At 53.3% G+C, this 16781-nt stretch carries 10 protein-coding genes and 1 pseudogene; 6 read left to right on the top strand and 5 right to left on the bottom strand.

Features of this window, described 5'->3' with window-relative positions; genetic code table 11:
• Window positions 1-52: 52 nt before the first annotated feature.
• A complete protein-coding gene (locus tag M0R89_RS19030; RefSeq protein ID WP_248652661.1) occupies window positions 53-796 on the top strand; it encodes a CPBP family intramembrane glutamic endopeptidase in 744 nt (247 codons plus the stop codon).
• Between the two features lie 148 nt (window positions 797-944).
• Window positions 945-1312: pseudogene (locus M0R89_RS19035) on the top strand (VOC family protein).
• 762 nt (window positions 1313-2074) lie between these two features.
• Here M0R89_RS19035 and M0R89_RS19040 read toward each other — a convergent pair.
• Complete coding sequence (locus tag M0R89_RS19040) at window positions 2075-3331, bottom strand: Cdc6/Cdc18 family protein (protein WP_248652662.1); 1257 nt, start codon at window positions 3329-3331, stop codon at window positions 2075-2077.
• Window positions 3332-4631: 1300 nt separating this feature from the next.
• A complete protein-coding gene (locus M0R89_RS19045) occupies window positions 4632-5606 on the bottom strand; it encodes an aldo/keto reductase (RefSeq protein ID WP_248652663.1) in 975 nt (324 codons plus the stop codon).
• An 863-nt stretch (window positions 5607-6469) separates the two neighbouring features.
• On the opposite strand from M0R89_RS19045, the gene M0R89_RS19050 reads away from it, so the two are divergent.
• Entirely contained in the window at window positions 6470-7189 is a 720-nt protein-coding gene (locus M0R89_RS19050; RefSeq protein WP_248652664.1) for a class I SAM-dependent methyltransferase, read from the top strand.
• A gap of 1054 nt (window positions 7190-8243) precedes the next feature.
• On the top strand, window positions 8244-8504 hold the full coding sequence (locus M0R89_RS23645; protein WP_497007469.1) for a DUF7982 domain-containing protein: 261 nt from the start codon (window positions 8244-8246) through the stop codon (window positions 8502-8504).
• A 733-nt stretch (window positions 8505-9237) separates the two neighbouring features.
• On the opposite strand, the gene M0R89_RS19055 is transcribed toward M0R89_RS23645, so the two are convergent.
• From M0R89_RS19055 to M0R89_RS19065, 3 genes are all read right to left on the bottom strand, one after another.
• On the bottom strand, window positions 9238-9600 hold the full coding sequence (locus tag M0R89_RS19055; RefSeq protein WP_248652665.1) for a hypothetical protein: 363 nt from the start codon (window positions 9598-9600) through the stop codon (window positions 9238-9240).
• Between the two features lie 206 nt (window positions 9601-9806).
• Entirely contained in the window at window positions 9807-10898 is a 1092-nt protein-coding gene (locus M0R89_RS19060) for a lipid II:glycine glycyltransferase FemX (protein WP_248652666.1), read from the bottom strand.
• Between the two features lie 63 nt (window positions 10899-10961).
• Window positions 10962-12338: a sulfatase-like hydrolase/transferase gene (locus M0R89_RS19065; protein WP_256478571.1), complete on the bottom strand. Its 1377-nt coding sequence runs from the start codon at window positions 12336-12338 to the stop codon at window positions 10962-10964.
• A 1393-nt stretch (window positions 12339-13731) separates the two neighbouring features.
• Between M0R89_RS19065 and asnB the strand changes: the two genes are divergently transcribed.
• Both asnB and M0R89_RS19075 read left to right on the top strand, forming a co-directional pair.
• Window positions 13732-15630 (top strand): asparagine synthase (glutamine-hydrolyzing), encoded by a 1899-nt coding sequence (gene asnB, locus M0R89_RS19070; RefSeq protein WP_256478572.1) that lies wholly within the window; start codon window positions 13732-13734, stop codon window positions 15628-15630.
• On the top strand, window positions 15627-16781 hold the full coding sequence (locus tag M0R89_RS19075; protein ID WP_248652669.1) for a glycosyltransferase: 1155 nt from the start codon (window positions 15627-15629) through the stop codon (window positions 16779-16781). The genes asnB and M0R89_RS19075 overlap by 4 nt, the downstream gene beginning before the upstream one ends.

Raw genomic sequence — 16781 nt, forward strand, 5'->3', positions numbered from 1 at the left:
GTCTTCGTGCGGGCACCTGCGGTTTGTCGTCGGGACGTGGGCGGTCAGCCTAATGTTCTATTTCGTACTGCCACGGTATCTGTTTCGAGCCCAATGGCTGTTCGCGGACATAACCGGAATCGACCTGTTTGGAACACGGAGTACACAGACACCAGCAGTTCGCGCTCTAGACAGGGATTCACCGGAGCCGTATACGACCGCAGACTTGGTGAAGATGGAAGATCGTGAGACGACAACGGCACACGAGCACGCTCAAAGAATGCTCGAATCGTGTGTCGTCGCCCCGACGGTAGAGGAGGCCGTGTTTCGCGGGCTTCCGTTACTTATCGCTACGATGCTCACAGGACATGTTGTGGCGGTCCTCCTCGTTGCAAATGCAGTATGGGCGTACCTGCACGTCGTGTACGGGCGAGCAACTCACATGGTGCCACATTTTCTCGGCGGGCTTTTGTCGGTGTATCTCTGGTTGCACGGACTGGGCATCCTTGCGGTCATCGTCCACGCGATGCACAATCTTGCTGTGTTAGTATTCCTCCTTGGAACGGACATGAAACAGCGTCGCAATCAAAAGGTGTTCTCACCGGGCGAGGAATATGAGGTCACAGTCAGTAGAGGTCTCCCCGACGACCGGAAGCTGTCTGAAGCAGAGACGGCGGATGGGCGTACGCTCAGAGTCGCGGATGTCATCCCTGACGAAGAGTGTCGAGTCCGGGTTGCAGCAAAGCTCGGGTGGACTGGATATGCATATCCGCTTGCACGGTCGGACGAAGACAAGTGGCAGGAGAGAACTGACTAGCACTTTTGGAACGCTCGAAAAGTGCGGAATGGCGATAGATGAGTCCTTGCTTAATGCAATATCGCCACGCTACGCCAGCGCATTTAGATTCACGAAACTATAGCACCGATACCCGGCCTTTTTGTTATCTGTCTTGGATGTCTGGCCTGTGAGCCACAATCATGCTGATCCAGATGCTACTGGACAACTCCATCACGTCGAACTCGATGCCTCCGACCTTGACGCATCGGTAGCTTTCTGGGGCTGGTTACTCGACGAACTCGGATACGAGGTGAACAACAACTGGGACAGCGGTCGTTCATGGATCAATGGACGACGTACGTTGTACTCGTACAGGCCGACAACGCAGACCACCCATTTGACCGACAAACGGCTGGACTGAACCACCTCGCATTCCACGCTGGCTCTCGCGAGCAGGTCGACGAACTCACCGTGGGTATTCACGAGCGTACAGATGCAACCCTTCTCTACGGGGATCGCCATCCCTACACTGGCGGCTACTACGCGCTCTACTGAGAAGATCCAGAAGGAATGAAAGTCGAGGTCGTCGCCCCTGAAGAATAGGACATGCTATCTGGTACGCTCTGATACTTCGATCGCACCGAGCGCGTTTACTCATGGGGCTTCGTTTTAACCAACACTCACAAAGAAGTAGGCCAGATTGTTGGTTAAGTTCTTGTCCGAGTGTTTGCTCTTGTTGACGGAGTCAGTCCTCGCTTTATTGTGGTAGTTGAGCACTCCTTGGTGGCAGTATAGGTTTACTGGAAATGGTGGGGTTCGGCCGTAATGGCAGTTACGCTGGAACAGTATCGTTATCCGCGACGGGACTGAATTTCCAAATAAGATTCGAGTTGTATTCTCGTGATGATATGGAGGACACACACCGTCTCGCAAGTGTCAGCCGGTAATAGGGCAGGTCACATTTTTTGCTCTTACTCGGTTGGTTGCCTCCCATTGTATTCTCTATTTGTGCAGTATAGCGGTTATTCCGTGCAATAATAGCGGATATACACTTGCGAGACGGTGTGTTCAGGCTAGCTAGTAAATAGCAATTTTTATTTAGATAGTGAAGTAGTTACACTTGCGAGATGGTGTGTGGTCTTGTTCAAACAAGCAACCCCAAACGGTTCTGTAGTCTCACCTCTTCTGCGGTTACACTTGCGACGCGGTGTGTGTGTCTGAACTTCGGTTAATCTCTTCCAGTCAACCCTACCGTTACACTTGCGAGACGGTGTCTCTGTCCGACTTACCTACCAAAATCCATCTTCGGATACAGGACTATCGCCAGTTGTCGAACCGACTATCAGATACGAGGACCTCTTTCACGATATCTGTCTCTTCGAGCAACCGATGTTCCTTGTACATTCCCTTTCCTCGACCACGACTCGTCCGCTCTGCTTGAATCACGTTCAAGAAGTCTTGTTCTTCGAGGAGCTCCCCAACACGGCGCTCTGAGAGACAGTCCATATCGATTTGGCCCGTGATTTGCTCGTACGCGTTGTAGATGCTCCGAGTTGAGTGACCGTCCGAATCGGTTTTCTCCGTAAGTAGTGTGAGCGCAAGCAGAATCGCTTTCCCCTGTGGCGGCGTCCCACGTATCAACTCGTTAAACCGGTCCATCTCAGCCCGCTCTTTTCCTGCATAGACGTGTTCTTCCGTTACCTTCTCCTTGTCCTGCTCTCGGGCGACCTTCCCAGCATTCCGGAATGTGGACATGGCTTTGCGAGCGTCCCCATGTTCCTTTGCACAGAGGGCCGCACAAAGCGGAATCACGTCTTCGCTCAGAACCTCATCTTTGAATGCATCCTTTCGTTTTCGGAGTATTTCACGAAGCTGGTTCGCGTCGTAGGGTTTGAACACGATATCCTCGTACTGGAAGCTGCTCTTGACGCGCTCACTTAATGTGTCGGAATAGTCTATCTTGTTGCTGACCCCGATGACGCCGATGGAGGTGTTGGTGACGTTGTTGTCCTCACCAGCACGTGAGAGGTTCCGCAGAATTTCATCGGATTTCAGCTTGTCAATCTCGTCCAGAATGAAGAACACCACGTCACACTGTTGCTCTACGACTTCCCAGAGTCGGTCATAGTAGTCACCAGTTCCAAGACCCTTTTCCGGCACCGAAACTCCCGTTATTTCTTCGTCGTTGAATTTCCGGGCGAGTGTCTTGACAGCCTCTGCTTCGGTACTCCGAGTTCCACAGTCGATTCGAATCGTCTCAACATCAATGTTCTCGCGGGCGGCCTCGGTTGAGAGTCGTTGCGTGATGTGGCGAGCAATGAGTGACTTCCCGGTTCCGGTCTTGCCATAGATTATGAGGTGTGTCGGTGGGCTGTTGAAGAGGACCGGATTGATGGCGCTCGCCATGCGGCTGATATGCTCGTCTCGACCGACGATTCGCTCGGTGCTTTCTGGGACGTGGTCCACGTCGAGGAGTTTCTCGCGTTGAAATATTTTGTCCTCGTAGATGAACACAGGATCCCGTTCGCTCTCGTCTGGTGGGGCCGATTGATTGGATGTCGTCTCGTCGTCCATGCTTGTACACTCTAGTATGGCGCCAATAAAACTAACCAACTACATCGCAAGTGTATACGCCGGAAATGGCACTATCTGACGTCCCTAGAACATTTTTAGAATCCAAGACCCACCCGGTCGCAAGTGTAATCGGGCACCGTCTCGCAAGTGAAAACAAAAACACTAAATTACGACTGTCGCTTTGAAGCACATTCCTCGCGCAAGTCCGATAGGTATCTACTAAGCAAAACAACTAGTTGGACAGAAGTATCGCCGCCCCCAATTTTCACAACCGTGACAGAAATGCTGGTGTTCTTGTTAGTTACGTTCATAGCACTAGCTAATGGATGAGCCGTAATCATCGCAACCGCGACCACAATATGTGGAGGAAGTCCTTGAAGTTCTGGAACCCGAGGCCACGTCAAGAATAGACGGGCTTTCACAGAAAACGGCAGAAGCATACTGATACGAAGAGGGCTTCGAGTCCTCCACGATTAGCGCAGCACTCAACACGTTGCAAAATCGCGGGTACATTTACGAAGTAAGCGGCCGAATACGGCTTACTGACATCGACTCATTGGCGTGTCTTGGTCAGAAAAGGTATATTAGTGCAAAGACGAACATGCTATTAACCAACATTATGCCGCTAAGGCTGACCGATTGTTGGTTAAGAATATTGGGCAGGAGCCAATTCGTTTCACGAGGGATATAGTCGACCAGAGAACCGATACTCGGTTCATGTTGATGTGTAAGTCGAACTCCCTCTACCCGTTATCGATGTGTAAATGGGTGGGCCTTGTTTAGACGCGGTGAAGATTATCCTCGACGACCGTTTCCAGAGAACGAAATCAGGTAGAACGACGCTGATGAGCTGATTCTGTTCCCCTAGCAGAGCCACTCACGAACATCTTCTGGAGCGTCTAAACACGGCCGGTGGGTTGGTGAATTACTCCGCAAAACACGTGTGGACGCGAGAAAACAACCGGTAGTGACGGTGAGACAATCGAACGCGTGAAGAGCAGGAAACAACAAAAGACAGGAGGTATTTCTTGGAGAACTCGTTCGGTTGTTCAAGAAAACCCCCTTCACTATCATGATAGTTGTACTACGGATTCGGTTATCGTTGTAGCAGTAAAACCTTGCTTTAGGGATAGTTCTCTGTATTAAGCAGATTTGTCCGCTCTAATGCATCTACCTGCGTTCTGTAGCGTTTCTAGGTTCTTCCTTGTGTTTTGTGTTCACCCCCACCATATTATCTAACCTTGACACACCGATAACGGGTCCTATTTTTCGGTTGTTGATCCTATCGGTTATCACCGTCTTAGTCGTGGCCCGATACCGGTACGGGTTTGTAGGGTTCTTCGAGATACGCCACGTCGCTGGCCGAGAGGTCGATTTCCAGCGCCTCCACGGCGTCCTCCAGATGTTCGACGCTGGTGGTGCCGACGATGGGCGCGTCCACCCAGTCCTTGTGCAGAATCCACGCCAGCGAAATTTGGGCCATCGTGACGCCCTTGTCTGCGGCGAGTTCCTGCACGCGTTCGTTTATCTCCTTGCCGCCGCCCTCGCGGTAGGGGTGGTCGTACATGTGTTCCTCCGTCTCGCCGCGCGTCGTCGCGTCGATATCCTCGTGGGGCCGAGTCAGGTACCCCCGCGCGAGCGGACTCCACGGCATCACGCCGACGTTCTCCTTCTCGCAGAGCGGGAGCATCTCGCGTTCCTCTTCGCGGTAGACGAGGTTGTAGTGATTCTGCATCGTCTGAAACCGCTCCAGTCCGAGGCTGTCGCTGATGTGGAGCGCGTCGGCGAACTGGTGGGCCCACATCGAGGACGCCCCGACGTGGCGGATCTTCCCGCGGCGCACCGCGTCGTCCAGCGCGCGAAGCGTCTGCTCGATGGGCGTGTCGTCGTCCCACCGGTGAATCTGATAGAGGTCAATAGTGTCCATCCCGAGACGGTCAAGGCTGTTCTCCAACTCCTTCTCGATGGCCTTCCGGGAGAGTCCCCCGGAGTTGGGGTCGTCCTCGTCCATCTGGAAGTAGCACTTCGTCGCGACCACGCTCTCGTCGCGCCGCCCGTCGAGCGCATTGCCGAGGACGCGCTCGCTCTCGCCGTTCGAATACATGTTGGCGGTGTCGAAGAAGTTAATACCCAACTCCACGGCGCGCTCGATTATCTCCTCGCCCTCCTCGGGGTCCAGCACCCACGGCCGCCAGTCGCTGGACCCGAAGCCCATGCAACCGAGACAGATTCGGCTTACTTTGATCCCCGTATTTCCAAATGTTGTGTATTCCATACTGTCCGAAACGGAAGCGCACTTCAAAAAGATTGACGCGTGTTTCACGCACAATTGCTGACTCCTACGACCGGGGAGTGTACAAATATGTGAGAAGAAATAAACAGTACTCAAGTGTCGACTGAGAGGATTGAATATTGGCGAATGGGGGGTCATTCTTGATAACGAAATTAGGTCGATATCTGTACGGTAAAATCCTGAGTCGATTGTGGTTTGGTTCGACCAGAGTGCGTTTGACGATGAATCTGGTGAAGACAGAGCTTCCTGATATAGGAAAGCTGTTATGGGACAATAATCACTGAGAAATTTTATCCAGTACCGGGAAAGTGAGAAGTCCAGTGTATCGAATTCTATACTCGTATAATTTATTTCATTTTAGTTATGAATTTTATTTAATATGTATGAGTACATGAGGGACTACAAGTACGGCGGTTTGCACTTTTGCATAAAAATATACCTTCCGGCATATATTATGTCAATATATGTATGGTATTAACGGCCCCATACATTATCCAATATGCCATTGTCGGGACGGCCATCTCAAAATAGAACATGACGACACAACAATTGGGACGTATCCAGCGAACACCAAGAGCCAGTTTAGAGTAGAGAACTGACTACATTGAGTATTTTTATAAGAGAGGACCATCTTGTTTTTCTCCTTCACAGGGGTGGTTCACCGAGCATTTCCTACATGCGCTCAACATCCAAGCGTAATTGAACCACGGCCGACAGGTGGATGCAACAAGATATCTGGCATACAAATATACGATTAATCATGGTTAACGGAGCTTAAACCGGGATTCTCGTTATATTAGAGAAAACATTAAGTGCTGTCATAAAGTCCACAGAGGGGGATACGAATGACCGAGAAACGAAGCACTGACGGTAGTAGCGGACGCGATGAGATTTTCACTACCGAAGACGCCATCAAACTTTACACTGAGCGAGTACAGGACTCGACTCTGTTCCCCGCAGAGCAGAAGGCGGTAGAGCGGTATTTCACCGACCCTAACGCGTCGGTGCTGGACGTTGGCTGTGGGGTCGGTCGCGTTTCCCATCTGCTCGACGAACGAGGGTTCGACGTTACCGGAATTGACATCAGCCAGCCGATGATAGAGAAAGCCCGATCACTTTTTCCCAACCTTGACTTCCAGGTAGCAGATATCCGAAACACCACCTTCAATTCCGGTGCGTTTGATTATGTTGTATTCTCCTACTACGGGCTAGATTACATTCTCCCAAAGGCCGAACGAGTGAAAGCGCTCCGCGAGATTTATCGGGTCCTGCGGCCCGCCGGAATCATCGTGTTCTCGTCGCACAACAGCTGGTACAAACCTCTTCGTCGGGTAGCGGGGGACTTCATAGAGCACTATTTCGAGGGGGAGAAGCGCGGAAAGGTCTTCTCGCGGTACAAAATTGACAGCGTGCCCTTAGGCGAGGTGGAGGTCTACCTCTCGAATCCGGTTCACCAATGGCTACAGCTCCGCAAATGCGGATTCACGCTCCTCAATGTCACGGGGGAGTCTGAAGGACGAGGACGGTTCTTCGAGCGAGACCCCCACTACGTTGCCAAGAAGTAACCTGGTTTTAAGCTCGATGATACTACGGAACTTGATTCCACTCCTTTAGAAGGCGAACGGCCTGAAATGGTAAGTAAGTCCGCTTGCTCTACACACCGGTTCTGGTGGGAGACTGATGGACGTGAGTATTCGAACAGCGACAGAGGCATTAGATACGAGAGAGGTAATCATGGACTGTTCAAACACCACATGAGTTTTGACCGAGGAGGAACCGGCGGTCCTGCCATCGCCGAACGAGGACCACCGACGGTGAGGACGTTCTTGAACGTGTCACTGACCATAGAGCGCGGCCTCATTAAGTCCGAGTGTTGTGAGCAGGTCGCCAATCTACTGGAGTGAGCCGGACTCGGCGACCGACAGAGCCACCACTCCGTGCTATCGCGCCGGTTCCCATCGCTACTTTCCACCTATTACTGATGGTCTACAGACCCGTGTCTCAGCGCTCATCAGGATTCTGGACCCGCCATACTTGGCGGCGATGGAGAACTGGACCGATGACCTGACAAAAGTGATTCGGTGACCACACCCCGAGTCCCGGTCTCGGTCGCGGCCAGTCAGTTGCGCCACAACCACACCCGAACAGTTACTAGCGGTGGTCGGCATTATGGTGACCGTCCTTTCATAATAAACAGTAGTGTTATTATCCCACGAGGAGCTACTGACTTGGCCCACACTTAGGACTTCCATATGTAGTACTGAATGAGAATCAAAGCATCGAACCCCGAATAAAGGGTTTTGCTACTACCAATAAAAGGAGTAGGACGTCAAGGACTCCCCTTCAACCCTCATTCCGAACTACCACAACAGTGAATCTACCGCGTCAATTGTATTTTTATGGACGTTACTTCATAAAACGGAACGGTTAGCCCTATATGGTCATGTGAAGGACCAGTAGCTTGAACAGTCTCAGTAGCGTGGAGGATAACATGGAAGCGACGCGCCGTTACTAACAGAAACTGGAGATGGATTTCGAGTTTGTCGCCGTCGGAGCAGTAACCGTCTTCGGAATGTTTGTCTTTCCGACGTCCCGGACGATTTTGTTCGCTCCCTGGGGATTGGTCTCTTTGGTGGAATACTGGCATACTATCTCCCATCTGATGGGTTCGTCGCTGCACAGACCGCCGAGCGGATGTACGTGCCAGCACAGACACATGACGAGTCTTTCGTCGGTATTCGGATGTTCATCCCCAAGCACACCGATTACTCGGTGCTGGACTCCAAGCAGTTGGGTTCGCTTTTCGTCGTAGATAGCACCGAAACTGAGCGTTGCGTCTCGGTATCGACGACTGAGACGCCTCTTTACCGCAAGTTTTAAACTGCCATGACCGCCGACTTTCTGATGGAATTGAGACGTACACCTCTCTATAGACGGCGGTCCAGTGCGGACGCTACGCGCTCAATTCGGTCAGTAACCCAGTCCGGATAGAACGGTTGTGACTACTTTGCGAGTATCGGACAGCCTATTTGGCGTCGGTTAGTCGGTGAATCTTCTCAGGTCCACTGTACGAGGGGTGGAACGAAACGACGAGAGTAGTTGGCCCAGACTGCGACTACGGTGAACGTTGACAGGACAATTACGACCCGAAGGAGAAGAGATTCTCGAACATGGATGATAGAGAGCGGGAGCGACGGAATTGATTCTCTGTACGAGGCGTCGAACAGGAGACCGTTCTGACCCGACAAGAGCGGGCAGGCGAACGACCGGTTGCCGGGCCAAATCGAGCACCCCGTTGATCGAGACGCTCGAATCGCTCACTACGACAATGAGACCCCTCGTCGCGCTATTCCACGGTCACAACGGGTTAGGATGCAAGCGTCTCGTCAGGGTCAAGCCTGCGGTTGGTGTTCGAGTCGATGGGGGCGTACTGAAACGTAATGGCGAAGGGCGTCGTGCCGTTAGGCCGAATCATGGTGGCGTAATTCAGCATCACCCGTTCGGAGTCAAAAACGAAAGGGTGGTCGCTCGTTCGAGTTGCGTCGGCCTCGACGGCATCCGAAAGTTCGACTAATGGTCTCGAAGCGATCGGCCGTCCATCTGCGTCGACGCATTAGAACAGATTGTTGATGTGACAGCCAGCGTCCGTCGTGACAAGGAGAGTGGCGCCGTCGCGGACGAACTTCCGCACGTCGGCGTCTTCGGGCGGTGATACGATGGGATGGGTGGAGAGAACGACGGTGAAACCACCGTTGGTAGGTATCGAACGGTAGGTCGGCGAGTTTCGAGAGACCTGTATCTCGATTATACTCGTGCCATCCTGTTCAGGGAATTCGCTAGTTTCCTCCCGATCAGGGTTATAAAGACTGAACGCCGCAGCCGAATTGCTCGTCGCCGAGACGAATGCTATCACTACGGCTATTGCCAAGACGCTTACGACAACCCGAGAAACGGTGTCGTCTGACAGGCCTACCACCGTTTACCCCCTTCGAAGCAGAATTCCGAAATCGGAAAGACGAGGCGATGAGTAGGTCGAACTAGGATAGCCATCTTCAGGACGGACACACTGGCCAATTTTTACTACGATGCGGATTTTCACGGAGGGATGTGGTTGTCGTCTCTCGTCAGCGTGGAAGACAACACTCTAAATGGAGAATTGAGCGACAGCGACAGTCGTCCCGACTATTCACCGAATTCCGAGAGGTAATTGGAAACCGTATCGCCGTACCGACGAAACGCCGACCGCCCGATACGGTAGGCGTTCCAACGGACAGGGTCATAACCGCGCTCCCATTGAAGAATTGGAATCGGGTCACCGCCGAACTGCTTCTTAAACGAAAAGATACCATCCCGAAAGTCACCACTGGTCGAACCGAAGTCGTACTCCTCAAATTCGCTATCGATTCCCCATTGTATCGCGTGCCCATGGAGAACGGCCGATGGCGAGTACTGGAGGTGTTCATCACAGATAGCGGTAAAGAGGTGATGCATGGTTGACCGCCCTTCATCGAGGACGTACAGGTGTTCGCCAACGATTTCGCCGTCCCGTTCCATTGAGAACACCTGTATAGAACTTTCGAGATCTTCGAATATCCTTGCGAAGAACTGTTTCGAGTATGGAACACCGCCGAGTCGAGCGAGTGTCTCCTGATACGTGTCGTAGAATCGGTCAAGCGTTCGGTCGTCGAGTTCTGCGATAGAGACCTTGATTCCCCCCTGAAATGCCTTCTGGATATCTTTCCTCCGGGAAGTGGAGAATCCGCCGAGGAGGGAATCCCAATCAGTAGTGAGGTCAAGCACGAAACGGCAACTGTTCAGCGATGGTCGATAACCCATTTTTGAGAGCAAATATGAGTATTGGACATACTCCAAATCCGCGACGATGACCCTGTGAGCAACCACCTCGTCGTTGGTTTCACATTTAAGTTCTGATAGGGTTTTTTGCAGAGCCATCTCCTTCTTTGAGGAGAATACAATACCTCCGAATCCGGGTTCGATCGAACTCAAAACCCGAAAAACGGGGTCAATTGGCAAGCGATTAAGTGCATCCGGAACGTCGATTTCCGTAACAAAGTTCGGGCAGACAGCTAGGGGGTTACCGTCTTTGCTAACGACCGCGTGACGCGGGTCATCGCCGATACCACATTCTACGGCGGACAACCACTCATAGCTATGAAACACCGATCCAGTGCCCGACTGGGTGATTAGATTGTTCCACTGATTTCGATCCACCTCTGAAATGCTATCGTAAACGCGAGCAGTAAGTCCCCCCATGTATCGAATTCAATGTCGTTATTCACTCATTCACCTGCCAAATACGTAAAGGTAGGTGGTGGCCTAAGTGTATCCCAGTTCTTCGAGTCGGTCCCTGACCGTCTTCGAAACTTGTGGGGTGGGCTTAATTGAATCCCAGGACGGCGGAAGCGCATCGAGTAATTCGGACTCGATGTCTTCAGGAATCTGCCTGAACTGCTCGCCGTCTTGAACTACCTGAGCGGTGAGCGTCACGTCGTCGGTCTCCGACCGGATGAGTTTTCTAGGTCCGCAGTACGCAGCCTTGCGTTCTGTTCCGAACCGCGACGCTTCACAAAAGACCGTTCTGTCCTCCGGTATGGGCTCCTGCCACCGCATACCCGGAAAAGGGTTCTGTTCCTCATCGGTGACCGACGCCAGTACAGTCCCCGGAAGGTCAATAAGGTTCGCCCACCCGCCGACAGGTAGGAACGCCGGTTCGTCTGGAGTCAATATTCCAAGAGGAACACGAGCTACGGAGTCGAACGGGGTTCCGCCGTGACCAACACCTGCGTTAGGCCTGGAGTCTGTGAACTGGTAGTCGAGTTCGTAGTGTTCGCCCACGGCCTCGCCGTGGTCACCGGTGACTACGATGAGTGTATCGTCGCGGACTTCTTCGATGAGCGGCCGCAATTGGTCTTCGACGTATTTGAGGGCGCACTTGTACAGTTCAAGCCGGCGTTTCCGGAATTCTCGGCAGTCGGGACAACCATCGTACACTTCACAACGATTAGAGTGTCGTAGTTCGTGTGTACCGTCGTCGGTTAGCACGTACTCCTCGCCTGGGAGGCCTCCTCGATAGCGTTTTGGGGGCGAAATCGGCGTATGGAGGTCGGAAAGGTGGAGATACGCAAATGATCGGGTCTGGTTCCGGCGCCAGTTCCGGTATCCCTCCAGCACGACTTCGCTCCGGGCATTACGGTATACCCGATGAGTCTGATACCACCCGCGAAGTGCAAGAAACGGAACCATGAACGCGCACCCGGCGTAGGTGTCGTAGCCCACAACTTCAAACTCAGCAGGGAGCGTCCGTATATCGGTAGGTTGGGCCGGAATCGCGTAGCTCTCATCGTCGGGATAGGTGTGGGCTATCGCCTCGTGTTCGTGGGGGTACAACCCCGAGTGAATGCTCGTCACTGAGGGAAACGTCCAAGTTCCGGGAGTAATACACGTCGTGAATTCGAGGGGAAGATTCGGGGCGGAATCTGGGCGGAGTGCATCAATCACTATGACGAGGACGTGTTTCGGCGCATCTCGCCGTCGAGGCTTACGAACCCGTGGTGGGTCATGTTTCCAGTCGGCACGCTTTGATTGATAACGGAAGTAGGCCGGTGCGACTGCTCGCCGGATACCGCCGGAAATACATTCGTACAGGGTGGACGGGAGTTCCCCAGGAAGTGAGCGTCCTTGAAGGAATTTCATCTAGAATACAGACAGCACGCCCACAAATTAGCATTATCAAATATTATAGACATACACGAGTGAAGTTGTATCGGTATGCTCAATAATTAAAACGAGATCTCGCATCCAACAGAAGATACGCAATAGTTTGCGAATTAGATGAAAGTCTAAGTGGCGTTAGGATGTTATGAGACTAAAACAGGTCTAGACATCGTTCGCACAACTGGCGAAGACAAGGAGTGTTGGGACGCCCAGATGGGGCCGAGCAGACGACCCCTTCTGCCCCTTCGAAGTATAGATCACAATTGCCGATGAGACCAATTCTGTGGTTTATCCGCTAATGGGTCTTAAAGACGGAGAATTCGTCAGATTCTTTTCTGTTTCGACCTCACAAAGTGGCCGTTCCGACTTGCCACTCCTCGGCGTAGAGTATCGATCTGCCAACTCTCGGTCCGGCCCTTGTGAACCCCGAAAAATGAAAGCAACGAAAGGCCGAGCGAATCATCTACGCTTCATTGGGGGTTACACCCCTACTTCGAAACGGAAATTCGACTAGGTAACGTGTCCGTAGGGTGTGCTAACCGATATTAGGACGTGGGAGCGTAAGTCGGGGAGATGGAGCAATTCAATCGAGACGACCGGGGAAACATCCGCAAAACGCCGGAGGACCGATACGGATCGTTAAGACCGACTGGCTTCGACCAATATAAGAAATGGTTCGACGATGGGTCAAAGCGCAGGGTACGACCGACGGCGTCCAGATGGAACTCGTTGAGACGCTCGGAAACGTACTCCGCGAGGACTTTCCATAGATACGCCTGCAACGTCGATGGCGAGTTCGACGGCGGTAACACCGTACTCAAAGAGGACGCCATCTATTGGTGGCAGGGCGATGGCAAGCCCACGTCCGACTTGTTAGTGACAGAGCTGTTAATTCGAGACATCATCTGAGCAGAAATGGAACCGGAACGCAAGCGGTTTGAACTCGTTGGCGAATTGGAACCGTCGGTGTGCGAGTACAGGTTGAAATCCAACCCTTGTCTAGCGCGACTCTTCCACGCGCAGTGCATGCCTCTTCACATGAAGGAAATCGTTTCGGCGTACTGCAGCGTCAATCGCGACCTCTCCGTACTTACTCACGACCTCGGAAGAAAGACGTCGGACAGCCTTCAGACCACTTTCTATCCCCATACATATAATATAACAATAATATTATTGAATTTTACTTTATACATATTTATGTATTAAAATTATATAATTATAGTTGTAAATATCTAAGAGGAACAACTCCCCGTTTGCTTTGGCATTTCTGGCGACGTTCAAAGCGACTTTGGCAGCCGTTCGTCTGTAAATTCCTGAACACCGCCGTTAAGAGGGTCAATAATAATAAGAGTTCAGGTTGTGGTGTAAGACTATGTGTGGTATCGCCGGGAAGGTGTCTTACTCGGAGCAACCGAGCGGGGAGTTAGGGGAACGAATGGCCGACTGTCTGACCCATCGCGGGCCAGACGCTGAAGGTATCTACGTTTCCGACTCCGCGATGTTAGCCCACCGCCGACTCAGTATCCTAGACCTGAGTTCGGCGGGCCGACAACCAATGTCGAACGCTGACGGGACGCTCCATATCGTCTTCAACGGAGAGATTTATAACTACCGGGAGTTACGAGAGCGCGTCTCCGACCGGACCTTTCGGTCGGAAACCGACACAGAGGTGCTGTTATATCTCTACGAGAAGTACGGCCCAGATTGTTTGTCGCTGCTCCGGGGAATGTTCGCGTTCGCAATCTGGGATGAGAGGCGCGAACGACTGTTCTTGGCCCGCGACCCAGTCGGGCAAAAACCGCTATTTTACCACCGAGACCCCAAAACCGATACGTTCGTGTTCGGTTCGACAGTGATGGCGATTCTACAGGATGAAGCGGTCAAGGCCGACCCCGACTACTCAGCAATTCGGTCGTATCTAACCTACCAGTACGTCCCGAATCCGGCGACGGGATTTAAGGGGATTCGACAACTTCGGCCTGGCGAGTACGCAATTGTCGGAAAAAACGGCCTCTCGAAGCAAACCTACTGGCAACTCTCATTTGCCGACCAATTCCATCCGAAACCTCGTCGTATCGCAGATCTACTTCGGGAGCAACTCCGCGAAGCGACGCGGCTTCGGCTTAGAAGCGATGTGCCACTTGGCGTCTTCCTGTCCGGCGGTATAGACTCGTCAGTGGTAACCGCAGTTGCGTCTGAGGTATCCGACGAAGCGGTCTCGACCTATTCAATCGGCTTCGAAGAAGACGCGTATAACGAACAAGAATTCGCCAGAACGGTCTCACAGCGATACGGCACGGACCACCATGAGCTGACGGTCACGTCAGGGTTCATCGACATATTACCCAAACTTGTCCGGCACTACGAGGTTCCGTTCGGCGACCCGTCAATGCTTCCGACATACTATGTCTCCCAAATCGCTTCGGACTACACCACTGTCGCCCTCACGGGTGACGGCGGGGACGAGAATTTCGCGGGCTACGACCGATACACGTGGGACCGCCTCGCCACAGCAACCAAGCGAACTCCAGCGGTTGTCCGGACCGCGACTGACCGCGCCCTCGAACTGGCTCCAAAGGTGAACGGATTCGAAAAGTCGAGCGAGTACGGGCGAGCGGTTCGTGACGCGCGTCGGTTTCTCGATGCTACGGAGCGAGACCGAATCGGCCAGTACGCGACATTCGTCTGCCATGCACTCAACGACGAACTCGACGCTATCTGGAACGGTCCCGCAGAGAAGGCCGAACTCGCCGAACTCCGAACTGCGTTTGAGGCATCCGACGGGGCGACTCGACTCGACCAACTGATGCACGTGGACATCACGACCTACCTACCGGACGACCTGTTAGTGAAAGTAGACCGTGCCAGCATGGCCCACTCGATGGAAGTCCGCTCGCCCTTCCTTGACCACCGATTTATCGAATTCGTAGCCCGAATCCCCGCCCATCTCAAGTGGCGATGGGGCGAGAAGAAGTGGCTGTTGAAGCGGGCGTTCGAAGACCTGCTCCCCGATGAGATTTATAACCGGTCGAAGCAGGGGTTCGGGATTCCGGTCAACGAGTGGTTCAGAGGCGAACTCCGTGATTGGGCCGCCGAGAGGCTCCAGCGGTTGGGCGACCGCCCGGCCTTCGACCGAGGGGGTCTCCAATCGACGTTCTGCGACCACCAGAAATATAGGACCGATGCTGGCTATCGAATTTGGGATCTCGTAACGCTTGAAACGTGGTTCGAGGAGTTTATTGATCCGCCAGCAGGTGAGTTGCGACGATGAGACAACTCAAATCCACGACCCGACGAGAATCCGAGCCGGGTCGAAAACGACTCGCCTTCTTCCTCCCGAATCTGTACGGCGGAGGTGCCCAACAGGTCACGGTCACGCTGGCAAACGAACTCGCCAAGCGAGGCTATCAAGTTGACCTCCTCGTCGCTTACAACGAGGGTGAGCTATGGTCAGCGGTGGACGAGAACGTAGCCCGAATTGACCTCAACACGCCCCGTATACCAATTGTGGGGTCGGGTGCAGCAATGCCAAGGATACAGAGATATCTCTCGTCCAATCGCCCGACGGCATTGATTTCGGCCATGGCTTACGCCAACGTCTCCGCACTCATAGCGTCTGCTCTCACCCGTATGCCGAACCGGGTCGTCGTGACGGAACACACGACGGCAGGGATGCAGACGGGGAGAAAGGACCGGATCGTCAACCGGGTCGCCACGCGATTATACCCTCTCGCGGACGCCGTGGTCGCAGTTTCCGAAGGTGTCGCTCGGGATCTCGCAGACAGTAGTCCGGTCAAACGCGAAGCCATCAAGTGCATTCCCAACCCCATTGTGAGCGAGAAGTTAATCAGACGGTCGTTCGAAGATCTCGACAATCGGTGGTTGAGCGCCGACGAAAAGACCGTCGTCCTCTCTGCTGGTCGCCTGGAACCCGAGAAAGACTACGAAACCCTCATCCGCGCATTCGAACGAATCAGCGACGAACACGACAACGCTCGACTCGTCGTTCTCGGCAATGGAAGCGAGAAGCGACAACTCGAATCCCTGACGCGCGAGCTCGGAGTGAATGACCGCGTAGCCTTCCCGGGATACGTCTCGAATCCCTATTCGTGGATGCGGAACGCTGACGCCTTCGCCCTCTCATCCCGGTTCGAGGGGCTTCCGACCGTACTCGTCGAGGCAATGGCCTGCGGTTGTCCGGTCGTCTCGACCGACTGCCCCCATGGACCGCGGGAGATACTTCGCGGTGGCGAGTACGGGCCGTTAGTCCCAGTCGGTGACGACGTTGCGCTGGCAGAAGCACTGTGCTCCGTCCTCGAACGGCCGCAATATGACGACGTTCTTCGCGATCGGGCCAGTGACTTCTCTGTGGAGGCGGCCGTAGACGAGTACGCAAACCTCATCGAGACCCTCGACGCGTAG

The organism is Halorussus limi (genome assembly GCF_023238205.1).
Lineage (GTDB): Archaea > Halobacteriota > Halobacteria > Halobacteriales > Haladaptataceae > Halorussus > Halorussus limi.

Excerpts from the sequence above, each read along its gene's own strand:
- M0R89_RS19030 (WP_248652661.1), top strand. The coding sequence starts at position 53 with ATGTTCTATTTCGTACTGCCACGGTATCTGTTTCGAGCCCAATGGCTG.
- M0R89_RS19040 (WP_248652662.1), bottom strand. The coding sequence starts at position 3,331 with ATGGACGACGAGACGACATCCAATCAATCGGCCCCACCAGACGAGAGC.
- M0R89_RS19045 (WP_248652663.1), bottom strand. The coding sequence starts at position 5,606 with ATGGAATACACAACATTTGGAAATACGGGGATCAAAGTAAGCCGAATC.
- M0R89_RS19050 (WP_248652664.1), top strand. The coding sequence starts at position 6,470 with ATGACCGAGAAACGAAGCACTGACGGTAGTAGCGGACGCGATGAGATT.
- M0R89_RS19060 (WP_248652666.1), bottom strand. The coding sequence starts at position 10,898 with ATGGGGGGACTTACTGCTCGCGTTTACGATAGCATTTCAGAGGTGGAT.
- M0R89_RS19065 (WP_256478571.1), bottom strand. The coding sequence starts at position 12,338 with ATGAAATTCCTTCAAGGACGCTCACTTCCTGGGGAACTCCCGTCCACC.
- asnB (WP_256478572.1), top strand. The coding sequence starts at position 13,732 with ATGTGTGGTATCGCCGGGAAGGTGTCTTACTCGGAGCAACCGAGCGGG.
- M0R89_RS19075 (WP_248652669.1), top strand. The coding sequence starts at position 15,627 with ATGAGACAACTCAAATCCACGACCCGACGAGAATCCGAGCCGGGTCGA.